Source organism: Vallitalea okinawensis, from assembly GCF_002964605.1.
Classification (GTDB): domain Bacteria; phylum Bacillota; class Clostridia; order Lachnospirales; family PQDH01; genus Vallitalea_A; species Vallitalea_A okinawensis.
Genome location: NZ_PQDH01000006.1, coordinates 97,272 through 122,926 on the forward strand (window position 1 = coordinate 97,272; position 25,655 = coordinate 122,926).

The 25,655-nt window shown below is 34.4% G+C and carries 21 protein-coding genes and 1 other annotated feature; of the genes, 4 read left to right on the forward strand and 17 right to left on the reverse strand.

Features of this window, described 5'->3' with window-relative positions:
- Nucleotides 1–8: 8 nt before the first annotated feature.
- The 3 genes from C1Y58_RS16435 to C1Y58_RS16445 form a co-directional block, all read right to left on the reverse strand.
- Nucleotides 9–2,192: a DNA topoisomerase III gene (locus C1Y58_RS16435; RefSeq protein WP_105617182.1), complete on the reverse strand. Its 2,184-nt coding sequence runs from the start codon at nt 2,190–2,192 to the stop codon at nt 9–11.
- Nucleotides 2,193–2,473: 281 nt separating this feature from the next.
- Nucleotides 2,474–3,709 (reverse strand): MFS transporter, encoded by a 1,236-nt coding sequence (locus C1Y58_RS16440; protein ID WP_105617183.1) that lies wholly within the window; start codon nt 3,707–3,709, stop codon nt 2,474–2,476.
- A 168-nt stretch (nt 3,710–3,877) separates the two neighbouring features.
- A complete protein-coding gene (locus C1Y58_RS16445; RefSeq protein WP_105617184.1) occupies nt 3,878–6,064 on the reverse strand; it encodes an alpha-galactosidase in 2,187 nt (728 codons plus the stop codon).
- 274 nt (nt 6,065–6,338) lie between these two features.
- Here C1Y58_RS16445 and C1Y58_RS16450 point away from each other — a divergent pair, with 274 nt between their 5' ends.
- Entirely contained in the window at nt 6,339–7,898 is a 1,560-nt protein-coding gene (locus C1Y58_RS16450) for an ABC-F family ATP-binding cassette domain-containing protein (protein WP_105617185.1), read from the forward strand.
- Between the two features lie 56 nt (nt 7,899–7,954).
- Here C1Y58_RS16450 and C1Y58_RS16455 read toward each other — a convergent pair whose 3' ends face one another.
- From C1Y58_RS16455 to C1Y58_RS16465, 4 genes are all read right to left on the reverse strand, one after another.
- Nucleotides 7,955–9,571 carry an ABC-F family ATP-binding cassette domain-containing protein gene (locus C1Y58_RS16455; protein WP_105617186.1) on the reverse strand — a complete coding sequence of 539 codons (1,617 nt, stop codon included), beginning with the start codon at nt 9,569–9,571 and terminating at the stop codon, nt 7,955–7,957.
- A gap of 296 nt (nt 9,572–9,867) precedes the next feature.
- Nucleotides 9,868–10,353, reverse strand: coding sequence for an HD domain-containing protein (locus tag C1Y58_RS26780; protein ID WP_207655768.1), 486 nt, complete (start codon nt 10,351–10,353; stop codon nt 9,868–9,870).
- A gap of 9 nt (nt 10,354–10,362) precedes the next feature.
- Nucleotides 10,363–10,908 carry a putative ABC transporter permease gene (locus tag C1Y58_RS26785; RefSeq protein WP_207655769.1) on the reverse strand — a complete coding sequence of 182 codons (546 nt, stop codon included), beginning with the start codon at nt 10,906–10,908 and terminating at the stop codon, nt 10,363–10,365.
- Nucleotides 10,909–10,973: 65 nt separating this feature from the next.
- Nucleotides 10,974–11,546 carry a TetR/AcrR family transcriptional regulator gene (locus tag C1Y58_RS16465; RefSeq protein WP_105617187.1) on the reverse strand — a complete coding sequence of 191 codons (573 nt, stop codon included), beginning with the start codon at nt 11,544–11,546 and terminating at the stop codon, nt 10,974–10,976.
- Nucleotides 11,547–11,729: 183 nt separating this feature from the next.
- On the opposite strand from C1Y58_RS16465, the gene C1Y58_RS16470 reads away from it, so the two are divergent.
- A complete protein-coding gene (locus C1Y58_RS16470; RefSeq protein WP_105617188.1) occupies nt 11,730–13,481 on the forward strand; it encodes a glycoside hydrolase family 2 protein in 1,752 nt (583 codons plus the stop codon).
- 162 nt (nt 13,482–13,643) lie between these two features.
- Here C1Y58_RS16470 and serS read toward each other — a convergent pair whose 3' ends face one another.
- Nucleotides 13,644–14,930 (reverse strand): serine--tRNA ligase, encoded by a 1,287-nt coding sequence (gene serS / locus C1Y58_RS16475; RefSeq protein ID WP_105617189.1) that lies wholly within the window; start codon nt 14,928–14,930, stop codon nt 13,644–13,646.
- 90 nt (nt 14,931–15,020) lie between these two features.
- Nucleotides 15,021–15,225, reverse strand: a binding site (T-box leader).
- A 466-nt stretch (nt 15,226–15,691) separates the two neighbouring features.
- Here serS and C1Y58_RS16480 point away from each other — a divergent pair.
- Complete coding sequence (locus tag C1Y58_RS16480; protein ID WP_105617190.1) at nt 15,692–16,918, forward strand: aminopeptidase; 1,227 nt, start codon at nt 15,692–15,694, stop codon at nt 16,916–16,918.
- A gap of 419 nt (nt 16,919–17,337) precedes the next feature.
- Entirely contained in the window at nt 17,338–17,844 is a 507-nt protein-coding gene (locus tag C1Y58_RS16485; protein ID WP_105617191.1) for a hypothetical protein, read from the forward strand.
- A 48-nt stretch (nt 17,845–17,892) separates the two neighbouring features.
- Here the strand turns inward: C1Y58_RS16485 and C1Y58_RS16490 are convergent, their stop codons facing one another.
- From C1Y58_RS16490 to C1Y58_RS16530, 9 genes are all read right to left on the reverse strand, one after another.
- Nucleotides 17,893–18,732, reverse strand: a complete 840-nt coding sequence (locus C1Y58_RS16490) for a DUF2785 domain-containing protein (protein ID WP_105617192.1) — start codon at nt 18,730–18,732, stop codon at nt 17,893–17,895.
- A 137-nt stretch (nt 18,733–18,869) separates the two neighbouring features.
- Nucleotides 18,870–19,610, reverse strand: coding sequence for a type II toxin-antitoxin system prevent-host-death family antitoxin (locus C1Y58_RS16495; RefSeq protein WP_105617193.1), 741 nt, complete (start codon nt 19,608–19,610; stop codon nt 18,870–18,872).
- 229 nt (nt 19,611–19,839) lie between these two features.
- Nucleotides 19,840–20,196: a YbaN family protein gene (locus tag C1Y58_RS16500; protein WP_242985417.1), complete on the reverse strand. Its 357-nt coding sequence runs from the start codon at nt 20,194–20,196 to the stop codon at nt 19,840–19,842.
- A gap of 89 nt (nt 20,197–20,285) precedes the next feature.
- The gene (locus C1Y58_RS16505; RefSeq protein WP_242985418.1) at nt 20,286–21,221 is read right to left on the reverse strand and encodes a helix-turn-helix transcriptional regulator; all 936 of its coding nucleotides are present in this window, start codon (nt 21,219–21,221) and stop codon (nt 20,286–20,288) included.
- Between the two features lie 87 nt (nt 21,222–21,308).
- Nucleotides 21,309–22,559: an MFS transporter gene (locus tag C1Y58_RS16510; protein WP_105617196.1), complete on the reverse strand. Its 1,251-nt coding sequence runs from the start codon at nt 22,557–22,559 to the stop codon at nt 21,309–21,311.
- Between the two features lie 152 nt (nt 22,560–22,711).
- A complete protein-coding gene (locus tag C1Y58_RS16515; RefSeq protein ID WP_157950159.1) occupies nt 22,712–23,080 on the reverse strand; it encodes a VOC family protein in 369 nt (122 codons plus the stop codon).
- 16 nt (nt 23,081–23,096) lie between these two features.
- On the reverse strand, nt 23,097–24,053 hold the full coding sequence (locus tag C1Y58_RS16520) for an aldo/keto reductase (protein WP_207655771.1): 957 nt from the start codon (nt 24,051–24,053) through the stop codon (nt 23,097–23,099).
- Nucleotides 24,054–24,140: 87 nt separating this feature from the next.
- Nucleotides 24,141–24,863 (reverse strand): amino acid ABC transporter ATP-binding protein, encoded by a 723-nt coding sequence (locus C1Y58_RS16525; protein ID WP_105617199.1) that lies wholly within the window; start codon nt 24,861–24,863, stop codon nt 24,141–24,143.
- On the reverse strand, nt 24,860–25,600 hold the full coding sequence (locus C1Y58_RS16530; RefSeq protein ID WP_105617200.1) for an amino acid ABC transporter permease: 741 nt from the start codon (nt 25,598–25,600) through the stop codon (nt 24,860–24,862). The genes C1Y58_RS16525 and C1Y58_RS16530 overlap by 4 nt, the downstream gene beginning before the upstream one ends.
- Between the last annotated feature and the right edge of the window lie 55 nt (nt 25,601–25,655).

Consider the following 25,655-nt stretch of genomic DNA (forward strand, 5'->3'; position numbering starts at 1 on the left):
CCAGTTACCTATAGCTTTAAATTGGAGAATGCATCACCAAAAGCAGAATTAAATGGTTCATCATCTTTTTTCTTTTGATTCTTAAGGTATTTATTCACATCTCGTTTATTACCTGAATCATTTTGCTTATTTTTACGTTCTTTGAAATTTTTCATCTTTTCTCGATAACCACATACACACACAAAGATTTGACCTTCCCCTTCACCCTTTAGTTCTAACTTCTTATGACAATTAGGGCAGCGAGCATTTGTTAGCTTAGAAATAGGCTTACGGTAGCCGCATTCTCTATCTTGACATACTAGCATCTTTCCTTTTTTCCCATTGACCTCTAACATAAATTTACCACAATCTGGACATCGATTCATGGTGACATTATCATGCTTGAAAGTTTCTGTGCTGTTCTTAACTTCTTTGATAACAACTTTGGTATACCCCTTCATCTCATCGATGAAATTCTTCTTCTGAAGTTGCCCCTTTGAAATAGCAATAAGCTTTTGCTCCCACTTGGCTGTTAAGGCAGGTGATCTAAGTTCTTCCGGGACTAACTCTAATAACTGTTTACCCTTAGACGTTATATAAATGGACTTACCTTTTTTCTCTAATAGGAAGTTATTAAAGAGTTTTTCAATGATATCTGCCCTTGTTGCTACAGTACCGATACCACCAGTTTCACCAATCACTTTAACTAGATCTTTCTTTTCTCCACTCATGTATTTAGCAGGATTCTCCATCGCTGCTAAAAGAGTACCTTCATTGAGTGGTGATGGTGGCTTTGTTTCACCTGAAGTTAACTTCACTTGATTTATAGCCAACTTCTCTCCTACTTTAAACTCAGGAAGTGATTGCTCATCATCTTCTTCATTCTCTTCATCTAGCTCTATATCGTAAACTTTTTTCCAACCTTGATTCGTAATTTTCTTCCCTTTAACTACAAATATTTCCTTACCCATTTCCATGGTTACAGTCATCTGGTCAAACTCACATGGTGGGTATAATACAGCAATGAAACGCTTTACAACTAGATCATAGATTTTACGTTCCTTATCAGATAATTTACTTAACATAACAGATTCTTCTGTGGGAACAATGGCATGGTGATCTGATACTTTTTTGTTATCAACAAAAGACTTATTCCCTCTTATTGTAGTCTTCAAAAGCGGCGCTGCTGCTGTTCTATATGGTCCAACACAGCATGCTCTAACACGGTCCTTCAAACTATCAACCATATCATCTGTTAAATACCTAGAATCTGTTCGAGGATAAGTAAGGACTTTATGGCTCTCATATAAACGTTGCATAATGGATAGGGTTTCCTTTGCTGAAAAACTGAATAAACGGTTAGCATCCCTTTGTAGATCTGTTAAATCATAAAGTCTTGGTGCAAAACTCTTTTTAGTCGCTTTCTTAACATCAACAACCTTGGCATCTTTACTATTGCTAAGAGATTTATATAACCCATCTATACGCTCTTTATTGAAGGAGCGACTACTTTTATTTTTTTGATCTTGCCATGCAAATCCTACCCCTTTAGTATATGCTTTTAATCCATAATAACTTTTAGGTTGAAAATTCTTAATCTCTTCTTCTCTTGAAGCTACCATAGCTAAGGTTGGGGTTTGAACACGTCCACAAGATAGTTGGGCATTATATTTACATGTTAATGCTCTCGTAGCATTGATTCCTACAAACCAGTCTGCTTCAGCTCTTGCCACAGCAGAATGATAAAGATTATTATATTGACGTCCATCTTTTAAACTATTGAAACCATCTTTTATCGCTTTATCGGTCACCGAAGATATCCATAAACGCTTGATTGGTTTTTTACAACCTGATTTATCAAGAATCCATCTTGCTACTAATTCACCTTCTCGCCCTGCATCCGTTGCGATGATAACTTCATTCACATCTTTTCTAAATAGTTGACTCTTAACGCTCTCATATTGTTTACGAGTCTTCTTTATAACGATTAACTTTAAACGATCAGGTAGCATTGGTAAATCTTCCATACGCCAAGAGGCATATTGCTTGTTATAAGCCTCTGGATCCGCTAAAGTCACTAGATGACCTAAAGCCCATGTTACAATATATTGATTACCCTCGATGAAGCCGTTACCTTTCTTAGTACATTTTAGTACTCTGGCTATTTCACGACCAACAGAAGGTTTTTCTGCTAATACTAGTTTCTTTACCATTGGACACAATCCTTTCATTAATTAAGCCTATTCTTCAATAAGCTCTCAAATCTCTTCTATCTACATTAAACAAGAGTCACTCCTTCACATTTGCGAAGCAACTTGTTTCGTTAGGAAAGGTCTTGAGGAATGAATATGCCTTTACTTCATTCTTTCGTTCAAAGAACTTTCCTAGAGAAGAATATATATACCTATTATAATAGAAAACATCTCTTCTTACCAGCGAAAGAGTGTTGATGTTACCATCCAGTAAGTGGTTCTAGAATCATAAACTTCGAATACTATTTAATTTTTTTTATTGGCTTAGGAGAGAGAATTGATAATAAGGCTGCTAATACCGGTGCCAATACCATAACAAGAATCACAGTAGAATAACTTCCAAAATAATCATATCCTATACCTATAATAAGTGGTCCCAATGATGATCCAATGACCAATGCTGTCATGGTCAGACCACTGATTGAACTCAAGTGCTTCTTTCCATAATACTCTGGCCATACCAAACGTCTGCATACATTTTGGAACCCTGTTATGATTCCAAAAATAAAGGCAAATACTATTGCTATTGCTTGGTTATCTACAAATAGCAGTAAAAGTGTACCTAATGCTTGAAAGACAAAAGTTATGAAATAAACGTAGTGTACTTTAACTCTATCCAATACATAACCAGCAATAAAAGTAGCAGGAAATGAAAATAACCCAATAGCACTTAAAGTCATAGCTGCTATTGCAGATGATAACCCCTTCTGCTCCATAATAGAATACATGTGAAAGTAAAGTCCTGTATTAACAAAAGCAGGTACAGACTGACTATACACCATAAACCAAAAAGCCTTCGTTCTTAATGCTTCACCAAGTGTCCAACTGATTTCTTCCTGCTCTTTCTTATCCACGCCTTCTTCTTTATGTATACTATTAGGTTCATTATAAAGAAATAGAGCCACAATAGGAACAAAAAATACAAGTAGAAGTCCTCCCCAGAACATCCATATAATTCGCCAACTGAAATAATAGAGTGCCCATGTATTAATCGGTGGAATGACGACAGAACCAATAACTCCACCTAATGTTACTAAACTCAGTGCCATTGCACGTCTTTTTGTGAACCAGTTAGGTATCAAAGTAGATGGCAATAACACCATGGATCCTTGTCCTAATAAACGAAGTAAGAAGAATACGGCAATCAGCAAAATGGCTGAAGGTACATTACCGCAAAGTATACAGGTGATACCTAGCAGACTGGCTATAATCATCGTCATCCTGCGATGTCCATAGCGATCGATAAAACGCCCAACAAAGATTAGGAGTATTCCTGCAATAAATGTTGCCGTAGAGTAATAACTTGAAATTTCAGTACGACTAATATCAAATTCCTTAATAAAAGAATCTATAAAACCTGATATAAAGTAGGTTTGCCCAGGACCAGAAAAAAATACTGTCATGACTGACAGTGCAACTATGATCCAACAGTAATTTGTATTCCTTTCATACATGCTTCTAATTTTATTTGTTAGCATAATGTCTCCTTAATGTCTTTTTACGTCTTAAATATCCTCAACTATTATAACAGAAAGCATCATGCTATACCACCTGTATAATACTTAATTCAAAGTACTAAAATAAGAAATTACCCTGAGCTATTACTAACGCAGGGCAACTTCTTATTTCTTTATTAAACCTTTTTACTATTCAGCTTTAAAGTGAATAATCTTGCTTCCAAAATCCTTTAAGTTAGGGATACGTACTCCCAAGTTCATTAATTGATCACCGTAGTATTTGGAGCCTGTTTCATAATCCATATATACCATATCATCTGCCAAACCTGCTAGCTTAATGTCTTTTGATGCAGAATTAGCCTGACTGAGTTTTTGATAGTAATAGACAAGGCACTCTTTCTTATCCTGTGAAACAATCATCCAAGCGGCATCCTCCCCCTCAAATGGACTAACTAAACGGTAGAAATCACCGTATTGAATGAGGCTGCGTTGTTTTTTATACCATTCAACTTGTTCTTTTACTTCTGCTTTTTCTATATCTGTCATCTTAGTGGCATCTAATTCATAACCAAAGTTTGCAGACATTGCCACATCTGCTCTAGTTTTCAATGGCGTTGTACGCTCCACTTGATGATTCGGACATTCGGAGACATGTGCTCCCATTGTGCTCTGAGGATAAACCATACTTGTACCGTATTGAATATATAGTCTTTCAATAGCATCTGTATTATCACTTGTCCAGAACTGTGGCATGTAGTAGAGAATACCTGGGTCCATACGCCCTCCTCCTGATGCACAACCCTCAAAAAGAATATGTGGGAACTTCTTAGTTAAAGTATCCATAACTCTGTATAATCCTAATATATAACGATGCGGAACCTCTCTCTGACGATCTGGCGGCAACAAGGCTGACCCTATTTCAGTCATAAAACGGTTCATATCCCACTTCACATAACCTATATTCCCTGAAGAGAAAACATCTGTAAGGATGTTAATGAGGTAGTCACAAACATCTTCTCTTGATAAATCTAGTATTAACTGATGACGTCCCTCTGTACGGCTACGGCCTTCTAAATGAATACACCAATCTGGATGTTCTCTGTACAGCTCACTATCTGGATTCACCATTTCAGGCTCCACCCATAAGCCAAATTGCATACCTAGTTCATTAATAGCATCTGCAACTCCTTGAATACCTCCAGGCAGCTTATTTCTATTGACAAACCAATCACCTAATGCTCGATGATCATCGTTACGGTTACCAAACCAACCATCATCTAAAACGAACAATTCAATGCCAAGCTTAGATGCTTCTGTAGCGATATCCACTAGTTTATTATGATCAAAATCAAAATAAGTAGCTTCCCAGTTATTGATAAGGATTGGTCTTTCTGCATCTCTAAACTGTCCTCTACATAAACGTTCACGATAGATCTTATGGAAACACTTCGACATACCATTTAGACCTTCAGAAGAATAAACCATTACAGCTTCTGGAGTAGTAAAAGCTTCTCCTGCTTCTAATAACCAGCTAAAGTCAAAAGGATTAATCCCCATGGTTACGCGCATAGAACCAAACTGCTCAACTTCTGTACCCGCTATAAAATTACCGCTGTACACTAGGTTAAAGCCGTATACATCACCTTTAAATTCATCAGTAGTTGGACGCATAACAGCAATAAAAGGGTTATACACATGTCCACTTCCACCCAGTTTACTATCAATCATGTGAATATTACGGTTGACTTTTTCACGTACAACATGGCGCTCACGACCCCAAGATCCATTTAAATATAGCATTTCGTAGTCATTATCTGAAAAATCTACTTGTGTACTTAAAGCTCTTAACACCTTTACTTCATCATCACCCTCATTATGCAACACTGCCCAGCGAGTAATGACATCATAATCTTCATAGACTGCATAATACAAACTTACCTTGAAAGATTTCAATTCGTCCTTTAATATGATCTCTAATGTCTCAACTTTATCCCCAGTTTCCACATAGGTGCTGGGCATATCTTTAATTTCAGGTTTCCCCTGATGTATCTTATAGCCCTCAACCCTTACATCACATATGGTACTACCATCTTTATGTTGAACTTGAAAAGCTGGATAACGATAATCTGATGTACCGTATGCACTGTATTCCTGAGCTAAGCTTGCCAATGTGTATGTCTTATCTTCTAGATCCGGACGTGGTACTGATCCATTGCCAGCATATTGAAAAGCTAGATTATCTCCCTCAGGTGAGTGTATTTTCTTTCCCCAATAAACATGACTTAAATAACTTTTTTTATATATCTGCATAATATAACTTGTATTTTTCGTTTGTAAGTGAAATAATTTATTATTTTCATTAATAATAATCGCCATTAGTCTACCTCCTGCATGAGCTTATAATTTTTCTATATATAAAACATAAACTAATTCATCACCAAAAACCATGTCCAAATGTTATATAAACATGTCCTGATGTTAGGTATACTCAACACAACAAGCTAATAAAACCCATTGAAAAGATGATAGTTCTCCTTTATAATCTAATAGGTGAAAGTTTTAATAAATGACGAAGAGATTAATATAAGAACTAAATAATGAAAAGTCTATATACATTCAATTAATATATTGATAAGAAAGGACATTTTAGATGAGTATATTAACTGTAAAAAATTTAAGTCATGACTTTGGGGGTAGAACCATCTTTACGGATATCTCCTTTCGACTTCTAAAAGGTGAGCACGTTGGTTTGATCGGTGCCAATGGAGAAGGGAAATCCACGTTTATGAAGATTATTACCGATAAGCTTCAGCCAGATGAAGGAACCATTGAGTGGGCTAAGAACGTACGTGTTGGTTACTTGGATCAGCATACAGCTTTAGAGCAAGGTCAATCCATTCGGGACGTATTGAAAAGTGCTTTTGCTTATCTTTTTGAACTCGAGACACGTATGAATAAAATCTGCGAAGACATGACGACAGCGGATCCTGATGCGATGGAAGTCATGCTTGATGAATTAGGAACTATCCAAGATTTATTAACAAATAATGATTTCTACATTATTGATTCTAAAGTAGAAGAAATCGGACGAGCACTAGGCTTATCTGATATTGGTTTAGACCATGATGTTCATGACCTAAGTGGTGGTCAAAGAACGAAGGTATTGCTTGGAAAATTATTATTAGAGAAACCTGATATTCTACTACTTGATGAGCCTACTAACTATCTTGATGAACAGCATATTGAATGGTTAAAGCGGTATTTACAAGAATATGAGAATGCATTTGTTCTTATATCCCATGATATCCCGTTCTTAAATAGTGTTATTAACTTGATCTATCATGTAGAAAATTATGAATTAAACCGTTATGTTGGCGATTATGACAACTTCTTAAAAGTTAGAGAAGCGAAACAAAAGCAAGTAGAAGCTGCCTATAAGAAACAACAACAGGAAATTGCTCAATTAGAAGATTTTGTAGCCCGTAATAAAGCAAGAGTATCCACCCGTAATATGGCTATGTCTCGACAAAAGAAATTGGATAAGATGGACCGCATCGAGTTATCTAGAGAAAAACCTAAGCCAACCTTTAGTTTCAAACCAGCCAGAGCTTCCGGCCGTTATCTCTTTGAAGCAAAAGATTTGGTTATTGGTTACGATTCTCCTCTGACCAAGGCACTTAATATTAGTATGGAGCGTGGACAAAAGATTGCTTTAACCGGTGCTAATGGTTTAGGTAAGACTACACTTTTGCGTAGCATATTAGGTGAAATTAAATCTCTATCCGGTTCAGTAACCTTAGGTGATTATTTGCATATAGGATACTTTGAACAAGAAATGAAAGAAGATAATACTAACACATGTATTGATGAAGTGTGGGAAGAATTCCCTTCCTATACCCAGTATGAAGTTCGTTCTGCCTTAGCAAAATGTGGTTTAACAACAGATCATATTGAAAGTAAGGTCATGGTACTCAGTGGTGGTGAACAAGCTAAAGTCCGTTTATGTAAATTAATTAATAATGAGACTAACTTCTTGGTTCTTGATGAGCCTACTAACCACCTTGATGCAGATGCTAAAGAAGAACTAAAAAGAGCGTTACAAGCCTATAAAGGTAGCATCTTACTCATTTGCCATGAACCAGAATTCTATCGTGACGTGGTTACAGATGTATGGAACTGTGAATCTTGGACAACTAAAAGCGTGTTTTAATGCATATAAATAGAATCGCCATTGGATGAGTATCCTCTGGCGATTTTCTATTAACATTATTGATACATCTTATCTACTGTCGCTTGAATATCTTCACTTTCAAGATATTCATCAAATGTACAACGACGGTCATAAATTCCTACCGGTGTAAGTTCGATAACTCGATCTGCAATTGTTTGAATGAACTTATGATCATGAGATGTGAAGAGCATCGTACCTTTAAACGCAATTAGTCCATTATTAACTGCTTGAATAGACTCTAAGTCAAGATGGTTAGTCGGCTCATCTAATAATAGAACATTAGCTTCTGAAAGCATCATTTTAGAGAACATACAACGTACTTTTTCTCCTCCAGATAGTACAGTTGATTTTTTTAATGGTTCTTCTCCTGAGAAAAGCATTTTGCCTAGGAAACCACGGATAAATGTCTCTGATTTTTCTTTCGGTGAATACTGTCTCAACCAGTCAACTAAAGTTAGCTCTTTCTTGAAATACTCTGCGTTATCTTTTGGTAAATATGCTCTTGATGTGGTAACACCCCATTTAAATGTACCTTCATCTGGCTCCATCTCACCCATCAGAATTTTAAATAGACAGGTTCTCGCTAATTCATTTCGAGCCATAAATGTTATTTTATCCCCTTTTGTAACAGTGAAAGATACATTATTCAGTACTTTTACACCATTTATAGTCTTAGATAAGCCTTCCACTGTCAGGATATCTTTTCCTGCTTCTCTTTCAGGAGTAAAACCAACAAAGGGGTAACGACGACTTGATGGATGGATATCTTCTATACTGATTTTGTCTAATAGTTTTTTACGAGAAGTAGCTTGTTTTGCTTTAGAAGCATTAGAACTAAATCGCGCAATAAAGTTTTGTAGTTCTTTGATTTTTTCTTCTTTTTTCTTGTTTTGATCCTTCATAAGTTGAAGAGCTAATTGACTGGATTCATACCAGAAATCATAGTTACCAATGTATAATTTAGCTTTACCAAAATCAATATCTAACATATGTGTACAAACTTTATTCAAGAAATGACGGTCATGGGATACAACAATCACTGTATTTTCGTAATCCATTAAGAATTCCTCAAGCCAATTAATTGCTCTAAAATCCAAGTGGTTCGTAGGCTCATCTAATAAAAGTATGTCTGGGTTACCAAATAATGCTTGAGCAAGTAATACTTTGACTTTCTCACTACCTTTAAGTTCACTCATTGGAGTATAGTGCAGTTCTTTCTTAATGCCTAAACCCATAAGTAATTTTTCAGCGTTGACTTCTGCATCCCATCCATCTAGTTCTGCGAACTCTGCTTCTAACTCAGATGCGCGATGACCATCTTCTTCTGAAAAATCTTCTTTCATGTAGATAGCATCTTTTTCTTTCATAATGTCATAAAGTCTTTTATGGCCCATAATAACTGTATCTAAAACCATGTATTCATCAAATTCGAAGTGGTCCTGTTTTAGAACAGCTAAACGCTCTCCAGGAGTAATACTTATGTCCCCCTCATTAGGCTCAATGTCACCAGATAATATCTTTAAAAATGTTGACTTACCAGCTCCATTAGCTCCAATTACACCATAGCAATTACCTGGTGTAAATTTCACATTAACATCCTCAAACAGCTTTTTATCGCCAAATCTAAGGCTAACACCGTTAACAGTAATCAATTGTCAAACTCCTCTCAAATCACATTATATATCATTATATTTTTTAACCTCTAAGGCAATGTATAACCACATAGGCAAAGTGACTTACACCACTTACCTAGGAAAAAATACCATAAGTAGCAGGTTACAACGTCAGATTTCGCTCAAAGAATGCTCACGTACATTATTAGTACGCTCCGCTACTTTGCCTCATCTTCCTTTCGGCATACGACTTCTGACAATTTTTCATTATGCTTTGTGTAACAAAATTACTTGCTTGTTTCCTACATAAAAAAATTGCACCTCACTGTGCAATTTTATTCTTTATCAATTATACATGTTTTTTCTTGGAATTGGAATGGTTTTTTTAAACATCTTACATATTCTACTGTTGCACAATATTTATCTACCATACAGATAATCATGGATTCTTTATATTTGGGAGGTAAAATGGTTAATGGAAACATGTGCTTAAGAATAATATCTTTCTCCAATATACTTATCTCAAAGTATTTTTCAGCATTTTGAAATGCTATTTGAGGATGATAAAAACCATGTAAACCAAGTTCACATTTTTCTGTCTTCCATTCATACAGGAAGAAATCATGCAATAATCCACCTCTAGCTGCAGCACGATAATCAAGATTTAGTGATTTACATAGCATGTAACTTAAAAAGGAAACACGTAAGCTATGTTCAAGACAACTTAAATCTTTATGGTGCTTATACTTTTTCATCATTCGTACTTTAGGATGTTGGCATAAATCTTCTATGCAACTCCAGTATAGGGTATCTATTATCATACTTAATCCTCACTTGATAATCATGAATTTCTTAATGTTATTCTTTCTTAAACTGTTTATTAAGTCAATGGTAAAACAGAGAGTAGCCATAACTACAAAAGATTCTTTATACAGGCTAGATGCCTCAAGGATTGCTTGACTCGTTAATGGATGTATGATCTGGATAAATCCCAATGCAAGAATTCCCCATATCAAAGAGAATCTAAGACAAATATGCCCCTTCACATTGAATTTTTCCTGACTATAATCCCACCATCTTTTATTGAATACTCTTTGCATGATATCACCTGTTATGAGCTCTAATAAACTCGTCACTAAGACAGCTATGACAAGTTGAATCAGTATACTTAAAGGTCCATAACCTAAATATTGACTCGAAGATACATGTATTAAACTGATCAATAAACCACCAGCACCATAAATGGGACATAAAGGACCTGTTAAAAAACCACTATTAACTAGCTCTTTCTCTTGCCATGTTTTATAGGCACTTTCTAATAACCATCCTAAGAAAGAATAAGTAAAGAAAAAAATCATGATATTAATTAAAATCATCAAATCGATCACCTCTTTAGGCTAATTCGGACGTCTGTCCGATTTGGGTTAAAAAAATACTCCCGCTATTGAAGTATTAATTCTGTTGCTTCTAACATCTTAATCATATCTGATTCTTTATCGTCTGTAAGAATAACTTGAATGCTCATACCTATCATCGAACTTAATATAAGCCGTGCTACAGTCTTAGCATCATACTCCGCATCTTCTTCCTGACTATCCAAAACTTGTTCCTCAATCATTGTACTTAATTGATTGAACAACTCTGATAAAAGTTGACTAAAGGTATCTGACCAAAGAGCTAACCCAGTTAGGTCATAAAGCAACCTTAATAGATGAGGACTTTCAATAATCATGCTTTTAAAATGTTCTATAAGGGCATTCAATGATTCTTTTGGTGTATTCCCCTTTTTTAGATGTGTTTCAAACTCCACCAGATATTTATTAGTCATTTTACGGGTAATAGCACTGAATAAATCCTTCTTACTCCCAAAATAGTAATGTAATTGACTTAAAGCTACCCCGGCCTCTTTAGCTATCTGACGCATGGATATATTTGCATATCCTTTATTGGAAATGCAATTATAGGCTGCATCTAGAATCCTATCAGCTTGATTTAGTCTTATTGTACCTTCCATGCTCCACCTCCTAAAGATCAATTCGGACAGTTGACCTAATTTCATTATACACATATTAAAGTTCAATTGTCAACGCCCAAGAATACATCTTAATAAAAAATAAATAAGTTTCCTCTTGTATAATGAACTTTTAAGTTGTATAATAAACTTATAAGTTAAAATGTTAATTAGGAGGTTTTATTTATGATTACAAACATTCCACGTCATGAGCATCCTAATCCTCAATTCATGAGACAAAACTGGATGAATTTAAATGGTGAATGGCAATTTGAAATGGATTTTAACCAATCAGGTGAAGAGAAGAAACTCTATAAAAAAGATTTAAAAGACAAAATTACAGTACCTTTTTGTCCAGAAAGTGATCTATCAAGTATTGGTTATAAAGATTTTATCCCTGCTGTATGGTATAAAAAGGTGGTACATCTTTCAGGACAGTGGACAAAGAATAGAGTACTTTTGCATTTTGGCGCTGTAGATTACGAAACAAAGGTATGGGTAAATGATCACTATATTGGTACCCATCGTGGAGGATATAGTTCATTCCATTTTGATATATCAGATGCATTAACGACTGGTGATAATACAATTGTTGTTTATGCTAAAGATGATTTACGTCAGTACAACCAGCCAGGTGGAAAACAATCTCAGAAGTACTATTCTCACGGTTGTATGTATACACGAACGACAGGGATCTGGCAAACTGTTTGGTTAGAATCAGTACCTCACACTTTTATTAGTAGTACCAAATACTATACTAATATAGAAGAAGGAGTCATCACTCTTACCGGTACAGTTATTGGAGATGTCTCTAACAAACGTCTTAAATGCCAGGCATCATATAAAGGTAAACCAATGGATTCAGCTATTGTGTCACTTGATGCTCAGACTTTTAATACTCAGTTAAAATTATCAGAAATTCATCTATGGGAAGTAGGTAAAGGTCGTCTTTATGATTTAGAGCTTATCTTGGTAGAGAATGACAAGAATATTGACGTGGTTAACAGCTACTTTGGTCTACGCAGCCTTAAATTAGCAGGCCAAAAGTTTCTGATTAATAATCAATCTATCTTTCAAAGGCTCATACTTGATCAAGGTTTTTATCCTGATGGTATTTATACTGCTCCAACTGACGAAGCTTTAAAAGCTGACATTCAATATTCCTTAGATATGGGCTTTAATGGTGCAAGACTTCATGAGAAAGTCTTTGAGAAACGTTTCCTCTATCATGCTGACCAGATGGGTTATTTAGTCTGGGGAGAATATCCTAACTGGGGATTAGAATTAAGTGAAGATGCACTGAATATTGCACTACCTGAATGGTTAGAAGTTGTCGAGAGAGATTTCAATCATCCATCCATTATCGGTTGGTGCCCTCTTAATGAGACAAGTAAAGAACAGACAAATAGTGTTGTAGAGAGCATATATAGCATTACAAAAATGATGGATACAACTCGTCCAGTTATTGATACCAGCGGTTATGTCCATGTAGCTACTGATATCTATGATGTGCACAACTATGAGCAAGATCCTACTATTTTTAAAGCTACTTATGATGTTCTCAAAAAAGGTGAGGTTCCAAACGACTTCAACCGCGATCCTTATTTACCATACGACTGCAAAATCCCTTACTTCGTAAGTGAGTATGGAGGCATCAAGTGGCATGTCGATTCAAAGGATAAGTACACTTATTTGATTGAAGATGGTACCGAGTGGGGATATGGTAATGCACCAAAAACAGAGGAGGAGTTCATCGATCGCTATAAAGGATTAACAGATGCCTTACTTGATAATCCTCATATGTTTGCTTTCTGCTATACACAGCTTTGTGATGTAGAACAAGAAGTGAATGGTCTTTATACCTATGACCGTCGACCAAAGTTTGATCCTGAAACTATCAAAACCATAAATTCTAGAAAAGCTGCTATTGAAGATTAATTGCTGCTAAAGTTAAAAAATATTTATTAAGGGCTATCGTATAATTATGAAATAACGAATTATATGATAGCCCCTTGCTTATTCTGAAATTAAAATAGGTTGAGATAAGTCCCTTTTTTCTAGAAGTCCAACCTATTATTTTGTGCTTCGTTTTGTTGTTAACTATTTTACTGGTTCAATAACGCTTTTGTTCCCCATATATGGTTGTAAAGCAACAGGTATATTTACGGAACCATCTGCATTTAAATTATTTTCTAGGAAAGCAATAAGCATTCTAGGAGGTGCAACTACTGTATTGTTTAACGTATGTGCAAATCCTTTACCACTTTCTCCTACATAACGAATCTTTAAACGACGTGCTTGTGCATCACCTAAGTTTGAACAGCTTCCTACTTCAAAATATTTTTTCTGTCTTGGCGACCAAGCTTCGATATCAACAGATTTTACTTTTAAATCTGCAAGATCTCCAGAGCAACATTCTAAAGTCCGCACTGGAATATCCATTGATTCAAATAAATCTACAGTGTGTTGCCATAACTTATCATACCACGTCATACTCTCTTCTGGCATACATACAACAACCATCTCTTGCTTTTCAAATTGGTGAATTCGATAAACCCCTCTTTCTTCTAAACCGTGAGCTCCTTTTTCTTTTCTAAAACATGGAGAATAGCTTGTTAAAGCATGAGGTAATGAATCTTCTTGCACAATCGTATCAATATATTTACCAATCATAGAGTGTTCACTAGTACCAATCAAATAGAGGTCTTCTCCTTCTATTTTGTACATCATAGCTTCCATTTCTGCAAAACTCATAACACCTTTTACCACATCACTACGAATCATATAAGGTGGAATACAATAAGTAAAACCACGATCAATCATAAAATCTCTTGCATAAGAGATTACGGCTGAATGCAATCTAGCAATCTCTCCCATTAAATAGTAAAAACCATTTCCTGAAACTTTTGCTGCACTTTCCAAATCTACACCATTAAATCTTTTCATAATGTCTGTATGGTATGGTACCTCAAACTCTGGGACAACAGGCTCTCCATAACGCTGCACTTCAACATTTTCACTATCATCTTTACCAATCGGTACACTTTGATCAATGATGTTAGGAATTACCATCATAATTTCATTAACTTGCTCTGCTATTTCATTTTCAAGTTTTTCTAACTCTGTTAAACGTCCTGCGTTCTCAGCTACTAATTTTTTTACGTCTTCTGCTTCTTCTTTTTTCTTTTGTGCCATTAATGAACCAATCTGCTTAGAAAGGGTCTTTCTGTTGGCTCTTAAATTGTCCGCTTCTTGCTGAGTCTCTCTCCTCTTCTTATCGAGTTCGATTACTTGATCTACTAATTCTAACTTATCATCCTGAAACTTGTTTTTGATATTTTGTTTAACAATATCAGGATTCTCTCTTACAAATCTTATATCTAGCATATTTTTCACTCCTTTTAAAATAACAAGAAAAGTCACTATCGTAATAACCCATTACTTTCTTACATAAAAAAAATTCCTCCCCCCCTACATAAAAGGGACGAAAGAACTCCGCGTTGCCACCCAAATTGTCGAATCACACTGTAATCGACCACTTTGTAATACGATAAAGGGTATTAACCTTTCAACTCATCGTTGACAGCTCCAAAAGTGGAAAAATTTATCCTTTCACCGATTCACACCAACCACCGGCTCTCTGAAGAAATTCATAAATCGTAGCTTTTATCATCACTGTTTTTTGATATACTTTTCATGTATTATATCTCTTTTTGAATATTTTTTCAAGTAGTTTTCAAAAAGAACTACTTTCTTTGGTATATATGTCATGTCTTGAGGAGGTATTTTAAGCTTATTTTCAGTTTATAATAGTTTACGTAATCAGGTATATTATATTCATTTTTTCTTTATATGTACTAAGCAAACAAGAAACACTTTCCATTCTATCAACCACTTTATATATTTTTTTAACTTAATTCAAATTATATCATTAATACTTTGCTTTTAATACGTTTTGCTAGATATTCTTCCCATGATATTGTATAATAATGGATATCATGATGTTTTACTGAGTCACTAAAAGGATAAACATCTTAGGGTAATGGATTTCAGAATGAAGGTAAGTATATTATCTTTCATTATAAAATCAGTTTGTTATTTAAGTTTCATATATATGATTTAAATTTTAAATAAGCGAGGAGAAGAATATGTTAAAAAAAAACTTAGAAAAGTACGCAGATTTAGCCGTTAAAATCGGGGCTAACGTAAAAAAGGATCAAACTGTGGTCATTAATGCAGCTGTTACAACTTATGACTTAACAAGAATTATTGCAAAAAAATGTTATGAAGCAGGAGCTAAAGAGGTCGTTGTTCGTTACCGTGATGAGGAAATACAACATCAGTTGCTTTTACATTCCCCAACAGAAGTATTAGAACACATACCTGAGTGGTTAATCAATAGTATATTGGACTATGTTAAGGAAGGTGCAGCCATTATTAATGTGGCATCTGAAGATCCTGGCTTACTCGCTGATGTAGACCCAGAACGTTTTAAGCTTCATAATTTAGCATTACGTAAGTCAAGTAAAGAATATATGGAATATATCATGAAAGGCATAACCTGCTGGACAGTTGTCACATATCCTAATGAAGCATGGGCTAAAAAAGTTTTTCCTGATCTTTCAGTTGATGAAGCTATCGAAAAACTTTGGGATAATATCTTTTCTGCTACTCGTACATCAGAGGAAAACCCTATTGAAGCTTGGAATAATCATATGGGTAACTTAGAAAGACGTATCGATTTTCTTAATGAAAAAGCCTTTGATAAACTTATCTATAAAGCACCAGGTACAGACTTGGAAGTTAAGTTACCAGAAGGTCACCTATGGATTGGTGGTGGTCAAAAGTCTGAAGATGGTCATCAGTTCTTACCTAATATACCTACTGAGGAAGTCTTTACTACTCCACATAAATATGGTGTTAATGGCACACTTCGTAGTACGATGCCATTAAGCTATAACGGGAACCTTATTGAAGGATTCAGCTTCACTTTTAAAGATGGTAAAGTTGTAGACTTTCATGCTGAAAAAGGTTATGATGTTTTAAAGGATATGATCAATACAGATGAAGGTGCTTCTTACTTAGGCGAAGTTGCATTGGTACCACATGACTCACCAATTAGTAATACAGGTCTAATTTTCTACAATACTTTATATGATGAAAATGCTTCTTGCCACTTTGCTGTAGGATCTGCTTACTTACTGAGTGTTAAGGGTGGTCCCGATATGAGCGAAGAAGAGAAAGATACTAATGGTATCAATCATAGTCTAACACATGTAGACTTTATGGTTGGTAGTCCAGATCTTGATATTATCGGTATAACAACTTCTGGTGAAGAAGTTCAGATCTTTAAAGATGGTAACTGGGCATTTTAAACATAATCCATAGGCTGAGCCACCCCATATAATGGGGTGGTTTTATTGTCTCAATATTATTTTGTAACTATTAAATTAATAGCATCCCTTTCTTGTGATATAACCAAGTTTTTATTGATTACTTGTTGCATTCATTGAACATAAGAGCCTACTTGTTTATTCAATAAGATAAGCCTATTGGGTTATTGAACTTATCCTTAATACATCATATTTCTTTTATATAGATATTGTTCGAAAATACTACATTATTCTCAGTTTTATATTTGAAAATAATTGAAAAAGTACATTTTATTGAAGCACTTTAAATCAAATGTTGTAGATGTTAATCACCACAATAAGATTGCTTGAATATAATGTTATAGAAAGATTAAATTATTTAACCAAGAAAGCTACTTCTTGAAGAAAGAGAGGAATTTATTGTGGATGTTAGCGGATTTACTTACAAACTTAGAACACAATTCAGCTTTATTGCCGATGATAGTACTCTTAGTTGTATCATTAATAGCATCGCTGGTCAGGGTATCAGTATTACAGGTTATTTACAAACAAAACTTCTAAAAGATAGATATCATAATAATCACAACATTGTCCGACTTGTAGTTGGTAGTCCTGAGGCAGAAGATATTAGTGATTTACTTGGCGTAAGAGATGTACTTGAGTCTTTCAATATTAACTTTAAAGAAAAATCTGTTATTCAAGTATTTCAAATTATATCTGGCATTCCAGGGATCATTGCTACTTTATATGGGGCATTATGGTGTAAAGTAATCGTTGATGCATTCTATATTGGGGAAGATAATCGATTCTTTATCGATGTATCCGATGTTTGCAAAGCTTTTGAAATATTAAATGAAACGCCTATCAAGCAATGTCCTGAGAAATGTTCAAATTGTCAAGAACAATCCATGAAACGTGATTTTGATTGACATATGAAAACCCCCATCATTTGATGGGGGTTAATTTATTCAACTCAGTTATCTATTATAGGGATTTATGGTCAATATAATTTCTTCTAATCTTTTTATCAAGACCTCTGATTCCTTAGCATAGACCAATCTAAAATAAAGACTTCTTAAGAAATTCTTTCTATTGGTACGTATATTATAGCGCTCTAGAAAATTCTCTGGTAGCTTCATGGTTTCAAAACTATTGATCCAGTCCTGCAATTCATTTTCTTCAATCGTATTTCTATTAATAATATTCATAACGATTGTGGTGAAGCGTTCGTCTTCATCTTGACAATATGCGATATCATTGTTACAGACTAAATTTTGTACCAATGATAATGTTTGTCTTTGCATTTCTACATTTACTGCAGAGCATTCTACCAATTCAGCAAATGTTAACGCCCAATGACCAATAGCATCTGCCCAGCCCTTTACCTCAACATATTCTCGTTTATCCTTTTCATTTTCTACGTATTTAACTAGCTGCTTAAAGACTTCTTTAACTTGAGGCTCACTAAGTAATTTTTCATCGTTTTCATTGTGAAATTCTATGATACCTGCAATAATTAGCACCGTAAAGGCTCGATTAAAGACGCCATCACCTTCAGCGTTGCCTAAATCGTAGAAAAGGTGCTTTTCACTCAAACATAGATTAAGCAGTTCTTTTAATTGTAAATGACTTAAATCACCACTATCGATAATCGTCCATAAACACTCTAATATAAGATGATCTCTTAATTCAGGATCTGTAGAACCGATATGCAGCATCATCTCAATTGTCAACTCATAAGGGTCATCCCCGCTTAATAAAGCCCATTCGTTCTCTTTCATCTGTTGTAACTTTTCTTTTAATTGCTTTTCGTTCATTGCTCTTCCCCCTTGTCAAACTTAATACACATATTTCCATTATACTAAAAGAACTCTGACATATACTTGTCAGAGTTCTTCTATAGAATCTGTTAATATTTAGTTAGGGTTACTGCTATATCTTACTAAATAAAACCTTAGAATATACTGCTAAAAATTTCTTTAACGTTAACACATAAGCCCTCAAATTCAAAAGATTTAGCTATTTGTTCTTTGTTGTAGATCTCTAAGTTTTCTATCTCAAAGTTATTGAATATATAAACAATAATCTTTTCTTGCTTAGGATCCACAATCCAATATTCTTTAACCCCTGATGTCATGTAGGTACTTAACTTATCTACCATGTCTTTACTTCTTGTACTTTGTGATAAAATTTCTAAGACAAGTGTAGGAGTACCTATATAGCGGTCTTTTTCATTAACATTGCCTTCCAAATCACAAGCCACAAGTAAATCTGGCTGCATAACATCGGGATCCTTTATGTCTTTCTTTCTAAAATGCACATCAAAAGGTGCAATGAACGGTCTACATTTCTTCCCCTTAAATCTTTCTAAAAATATGACATACAGTCTCCCAAGAATATCTTGATGGGATACATTAGGTGAGTCAAGCAAATAAATCTCTCCGTTAATAAATTCCATTCGAGTCGAACTTTTTTCATTAATAATCATAAACTCTTCATAAGATACTTTTTTTCCGCCATACCGATAATCTAAAGCACTCTCTCTTACAGTAAAATAACGTTCAACATCCGTAACATAAGGTGTCAGCCTGGCAACCTTTTTACCATTCTTCGTAATGACAACATCTTCATCATTCATCACAGCATTCAGGTATTTACCAAAATTATTTTTAACCTCCGTAGCTGTAGTTAGCATAGAGATCCACCTCCTATTCTCTATTATAAACTTCTGCCCTATAATAGTCAATATTCTTAACTAAACACAGTATGGATTTTAGCTAATTTATATAAATAATTAGCTATTATTTGTTGCATAGAGTACAATAACTACTTAAGTTGAACTCGTAACTGTCTTAATCCCTTCTACATTAATCAGTTACTTTTTAAAAAGGCCCATTATTCAAACCAGTACATCGTTTTTTATATCAAGCACTATCTATTGTCTTCAATGTTAATAGATGAAAGGTAACTACACTACCAATTATGATCAATAGAACTTTAAGTATAAGAGGCTCTACCGTACCTATCGAAATCCCTAATGATAGCCATAGAACTGTTATAGCTACTATCTTTGTCTTTTTCTTTATAGCTCTATATTGGGTGTAATTCACAATATATTCACCCAATATTTTATGATGAATGAGCCAATGATGCATTTTTTTTGAGCTTCTTGCCAAACAATAGGCAGCAAGCAATAAAAATGGTGTTGTAGGTAAGAGAGGTAAAAAGACACCCAATATACCTAAGATCAAAGCAACAAGTCCAACAATGAAGAAAACCATTCTTTTCACACTTACCATTCCTCCATCTATATTAAAATAAAGCACTAAGCTAGGTCCATTATAGACCTAGCTAATAAAAAAAATTAACATCAAGTTTTAGAATAATTTTCATATGCTCTCATACACATATCCTTCAATTCTTCTTTAAGACTTTTAGGTTGTAGAATTTTTACACGACCACTTTCAAAAAAGGCCAGCTCAAGTATATCTTCTTTATATGGTGTATTAAACTTTATGCACATTCTTGAATCATTGCTTAAAATCTCTGTATCCATAAACATCTCATCACTTTGCATTGTTTGAAATAAACCTTTATCAATTTCAAGCTCAATACCACAGATTTGCCTTTCATCATAACGATGCTCAATGAATTCTTTATATAAACACTCATCATGCAAGATATCAGTCTTTTCAATATGATGTATACGGTCTAATCGGAAACATCTTTTTGCTTGACGCAAATGGCAATAAGCTTGTAAGTACCAACCTCCACCATCAAATTCTAAAGTATAAGGTGTAATTCTTCTGCTGATCACTTCTTCTCTTTTAGGTATATAATATGACACATTTATATCATTATTTCCCAGGAAACTTTGAATAATGGTATACATGATCGTATTTTCATAGCTATTTGGTGTCAGTCGATTAATATGAAAAATAATTCGGTCTAAGAGCTTTAAATATTCTTCCTTGTCATCATCTAAAATATTAAGTAACTTATACTTAAGGGATTCATAGTCCTGTTTCATATTCGGTACTTTTATGATTTCTCCCATTTTTAAGCAGATAAGTAGATACAATAATTCATTATTATTGAATGTAACACTTGGCAAAAAATAATTGTCATTAATCTGATAGCCTCCACCATTACCTTCTAAAGCAATTATAGGTACATTCAGTTGACTTAGTGCATCGATATCTCGATAAATAGTTCGATGGCTTACCTCAAATAAATCTGCTAAATCTCTAGCTGTAAGCTTATCATGTTCTTTTAAGGCATAGATAATACCTATTAGTCGCTCCATTTTTTTCACAACGTATCCTCCATTAATTCTAACCTAATATACTAGTAAACGATGGGCAATTACTTAATCATAGAGTGTACTAGATTATTAAGCTGTACCTTGGTTTACTAACTTTTCTGTGTAGCGATATCGGATGAAGAAAGTTAATCCACCTATAGCTCTCAATCCTACTACAACCAACAATGCGATAAATACGTTACTTTGATTTAAAATAAAATATCCTACAAATGGTGAGATAAACAAGCTGATGTTAATAAAAGTATTATATAATCCTACATAAAGAATCCTGTCTTCATTAGGTGTCACTTCTAAAAGTAGATTAAGTAATACTGTTACCGTCCCACTTGTGAAGATACCCGAAACTGTGGATAGAACAAGCATAACAGGTAAGTTAGGTGATATTGCCACACATAAAGCATTTAAGGACATGCCAAGAGTGGCCATAAATGCTACTCGGTTATTCCCATAACGTGCAATCCATTTATTCCATAGGCGATAGGTAAAAAGACTTACTATAGAACTTGCACTAAAGAAAAATGCCAGCCAAAGCTCGTCAGCACCTAGTTCTTGAACTTGTTTTATACTGAATAATGGCCATCCCATTTGCCACCCAAAATGAAAGATCAATGAGCAAAGAACAAAAATCCAATAGGCCTTATTTTCTTTTATTTTAAAAATCTTTTTATATGCTTTTATAGATATAGCTTTCTTTTCTTCTTGGCGTTCCATGGTTTTCAACTTCATAAAATTATAAACTTCATATACTCCAACCAAAAATGCAAGCACAAAAAATGCTTGATAAGTCCATAATTCCTGTTCTTGGTTCTTTGGTAAATATGTAAGAATTACTCCTGTTAGAAAAACAACAATAATCTGAATAAACATGGCGTAACTTCGGCTTATTGTTATGGCATGTGTTCTTTTTTGTGGTGTAAAAGCATCAGCTATAAAACTCTGATTACCTGCTACAGATAGTGATTCTGGGAAATGACGAATACCAACGAGTGCTGCAAAGAGTAGAGGTCGTATGTATGTAGGTACAAAAGGAACTACAGCAAAAAACAAAAGAGCTATTCGACTTACTAATGTAAAAATAGCTGTTGCTCTCTGCTTATTACTGGAACCATTCAGAATTAAACTCCCTGGTATAATAGTGAAGATTGCTACTAATCCCGGTAAAGAGTTTAGTAAGGATATATGAAATTCTCCACCACCTAAGGCTTTCAGATAGGTTACCATAAAGGGCTTAAATAGGTTCATCATAATAGTAAAAGCTACTATGTTATAGATGTAATAATGAAGATTTTCATCTTGGTACTTCAATGTTTTGGTATCCATTTTCAGTCCCCCCTCAAATAATCACATTTGTTTATTCTTAACAGTCTAACCCAAACCATTCATCCCGTCAATGGTAAAAACAATATAGAAAAAAAATTATTTTTTCACTGAAAAAGGAGAAGTTACTTTTAACAAGCTCTCCTCCTCAACAACTACAGATTTATACCTTCCATTAATTCAATTTCAATACCATTGGTGTCTTTTATAAAGACAAATTTTTCCCCTGAAGGTAATTCTATAGGTCCCATTTCAATAGAAATGTTCTGTTGCTCTAATACTTCCAATGTCTTTTCCAAGTCATCTATGCTAAATAGTAATGATACGTTGGACTCTTGATGAACAGGTCTTTGTACATCTTCAACGATTTCAATAATACCGCCCTCTTTATCTTTCAAAAACAGTATAGTCACACCCTGTCGAGGTGAGAATCGCTTGACTAAACTTAGTCCTATAAACCCCTCATAAAACTTTAAAGTTTTTTCTAAATTGTGAGTATGAATTGTCGGACATGTAAATACCATGAATACCATCTCCTTTTTAAGGTAAGTTTTTTCCTCTTGAAGTAATGAATAACTCATACCATTCATCTCGGCTTAACTGTACATTGATAGCATCTTTACAAGCCCTAATTCTATCTGGATTCTTACTACCTATAATAGGACTGATATTTCCAGGATGCCTCATAAGCCAAGCTAAAACAATAGCTTCAGGGGTTATTCCTTTATCTGATGCAATTTGATTAACTAATTCTTTGGTTTTAAATACAGGTTCAGGTGTTCCTTCTTCTAATATTCGTCCTGTATAAATACCTTGAGCTAGAGCTCCCCAAGCTTGTATTTCAATATTATTACCCATTGCATATTCAATTGTACCAATCGGGAAATCTGTCATTGGATAATCGCTATGATTAAAGGTTACTGTTGCATCTATCCAATCTAATTTAGAAAGACTCATTTCCAATTGATTAGCCACTAAAGGTCGCTCAATATACATCTCAATGAGTTTCATCTGATGATAACTCATATTGGATACACCTATTTGACGGACCATTTCACTACTGAACAGGTTATCAATAGCTTTTTTTAGTTCTTTACCGTCCATTAAAGGATCTGGTCGATGTAGAATCAAACAATCAAGATAGGTTGTCTGTAGACGATTGAGACTTCCGGTAACCTCATCCATGATATGTTCATAAGAAAAATTATATTGACCTTTTCTTTGCTCCGTAGCTAGTTGTATACCTACCTTTGATTGTATATAAAGTTCTTCTCTTTTATTTTGATGTCGTTTTAAATAGTGACCAAAAACTTCTTCTGATTTACCTAGTTGATAGATATTAGCATGATCAAAACGGTAAATCCCAATTAGAAGAGCGGCTTCAATGGCTTCCTCTGCATCTTTAATGTGCTTCTCTTCAATAGGATTACGATTCCAACCTCCACCTAAACCCATCGCACCATAAATTAATCTATTCGTTTTACTTATTTTACTCATCTTCATGCCTCCTTGCTTAACTTATTATACCATGAAGAAAACTAAAAAACATACTAAAAACTCCCACGTAATGGGAGTTATCAATTCTTATTGCCAACTGAATACTTTAGATAAAAAACCTTTTAGCTCTTTAGTCTTTGGATTATTGATGATGGATACGTCTCCATGCTCAACTATCTTACCATCTTGTAGAAATAAAATATAATCTGCTACTTCTTTAGCAAATCCTATTTCATGGGTTACAATCATAAAATCTTTCTTTTCCTCTTTCAACTTTAGAATAGTCTCCAATACTTCGTATGTTAGAATAGGATCCAATGCACTCGTAGGCTCATCAAAAAGAAGCATATCCGGGTTAATAGCTAGTGAGCGAACGATAGATACTCTCTGAGACTGTCCTCCACTTAACTGATGAGGCTTTTTTCGTAGATGTTCTGCTAAGCCAAATTTGTTTAATAAACCCATGGCCCTTTCACGTGCTTCTTGATTACTCACTCCATGAACTTTTTCCAGTACTATCGTAATGTTGTCTAACACGGATAGATGTAAAAATAGATTATGGGTCTGAAACACAAATCCAGTCTTCTTATGCAACTTCTCGACTTCCTTCTTCACATTTATATCGTTTACTAGGATATCACCAGATGTTATAGGCTCAATTCCAGCAATCATTCTAAGAAGGGTGGACTTCCCTCCACCACTTGGTCCGATGATTCCCAAAACATGCACGTTTTCTAAGTTGAGACTCACCTGATCCACTACCGCTTTATTATCAAATTTTTTCGTTACATTTGTTAATGAGAGTTTCATTCAACCACCTTCAATCTTTTTTCAAGATATTTTATTAATGCTGATAGTGGTACTGTTATAATTAAATAACCCATAGCTAGTACAATATAACCTTCTATATAAGCAAATGTATTAGCATTAACACCCATCATGGTATTAAAGAATTCATCTACTGCCATATAAGATAGTAAGGCTGTACTCTTTATAAGTAAAGCTAATTGCCCTGTCAAAGGTGGCAATATATTACGAAATACTTGGGGTAAGATAATATAACGGTAAGTCTGATATTTTGTAAACCCAAACACTTTTGCAGCCTGCCATTGCCCTTTTGGTATACTTTCTATACCACCACGATAAATCTCAGAGATATAGGATGAGTTATAGCAGGTCAATATAATAATAGCCGCTATAATCTTATTATCAATTCCAAAAGCACTTGCTACAAAATAGTACAGGATAACAACTAATACTAGTAAAGGGGAACCGAACATCACTTCAGTAAATACCCTAGCTATATAGCGAAAAGTATAAAAGGAAGATTGCTTCATAAAGTAAAGTATGAGACCGAAAATAAGACTGAAAAACAATGCTGCTATACTTAAAAAAACTGTTAATATGAAACCTTCAATAATTACAGAACCATAGGCATTCATACTTGACCAGTCATAATTATGTGGAATCATATAATCTACAAAAAGAATAAATCCTACTAAAAAAAGAATGGTTAAAAAGATTCCCAGCAATTTACGAGCATTCATTTCGTCACCTCCTAGAATGAAGTAATCGTAATTTTTTGTCACATTTAAGTTGAAC

Bases quoted from the DNA above. Each gene is read 5' to 3' on its own strand.
- C1Y58_RS16450 (WP_105617185.1), top strand. From the start codon at position 6,339: ATGAGTATATTAACTGTAAAAAATTTAAGTCATGACTTTGGGGGTAGA.
- C1Y58_RS16515 (WP_157950159.1), bottom strand. From the start codon at position 23,080: ATGGTATTTACATGTCCGACAATTCATACTCACAATTTAGAAAAAACT.
- C1Y58_RS16470 (WP_105617188.1), top strand. From the start codon at position 11,730: ATGATTACAAACATTCCACGTCATGAGCATCCTAATCCTCAATTCATG.
- serS (WP_105617189.1), bottom strand. From the start codon at position 14,930: ATGCTAGATATAAGATTTGTAAGAGAGAATCCTGATATTGTTAAACAA.
- C1Y58_RS16530 (WP_105617200.1), bottom strand. From the start codon at position 25,600: ATGAATGCTCGTAAATTGCTGGGAATCTTTTTAACCATTCTTTTTTTA.
- C1Y58_RS16500 (WP_242985417.1), bottom strand. From the start codon at position 20,196: ATGGTTTTCTTCATTGTTGGACTTGTTGCTTTGATCTTAGGTATATTG.
- C1Y58_RS26785 (WP_207655769.1), bottom strand. From the start codon at position 10,908: ATGATTTTAATTAATATCATGATTTTTTTCTTTACTTATTCTTTCTTA.
- C1Y58_RS16495 (WP_105617193.1), bottom strand. From the start codon at position 19,610: ATGCTAACTACAGCTACGGAGGTTAAAAATAATTTTGGTAAATACCTG.
- C1Y58_RS26780 (WP_207655768.1), bottom strand. From the start codon at position 10,353: ATGATAATAGATACCCTATACTGGAGTTGCATAGAAGATTTATGCCAA.
- C1Y58_RS16480 (WP_105617190.1), top strand. From the start codon at position 15,692: ATGTTAAAAAAAAACTTAGAAAAGTACGCAGATTTAGCCGTTAAAATC.
- C1Y58_RS16445 (WP_105617184.1), bottom strand. From the start codon at position 6,064: ATGGCGATTATTATTAATGAAAATAATAAATTATTTCACTTACAAACG.
- C1Y58_RS16435 (WP_105617182.1), bottom strand. From the start codon at position 2,192: ATGGTAAAGAAACTAGTATTAGCAGAAAAACCTTCTGTTGGTCGTGAA.
- C1Y58_RS16440 (WP_105617183.1), bottom strand. From the start codon at position 3,709: ATGCTAACAAATAAAATTAGAAGCATGTATGAAAGGAATACAAATTAC.
- C1Y58_RS16510 (WP_105617196.1), bottom strand. From the start codon at position 22,559: ATGGATACCAAAACATTGAAGTACCAAGATGAAAATCTTCATTATTAC.
- C1Y58_RS16465 (WP_105617187.1), bottom strand. From the start codon at position 11,546: ATGGAAGGTACAATAAGACTAAATCAAGCTGATAGGATTCTAGATGCA.
- C1Y58_RS16520 (WP_207655771.1), bottom strand. From the start codon at position 24,053: ATGAGTAAAATAAGTAAAACGAATAGATTAATTTATGGTGCGATGGGT.
- C1Y58_RS16525 (WP_105617199.1), bottom strand. From the start codon at position 24,863: ATGAAACTCTCATTAACAAATGTAACGAAAAAATTTGATAATAAAGCG.
- C1Y58_RS16505 (WP_242985418.1), bottom strand. From the start codon at position 21,221: ATGGAGCGACTAATAGGTATTATCTATGCCTTAAAAGAACATGATAAG.
- C1Y58_RS16490 (WP_105617192.1), bottom strand. From the start codon at position 18,732: ATGAACGAAAAGCAATTAAAAGAAAAGTTACAACAGATGAAAGAGAAC.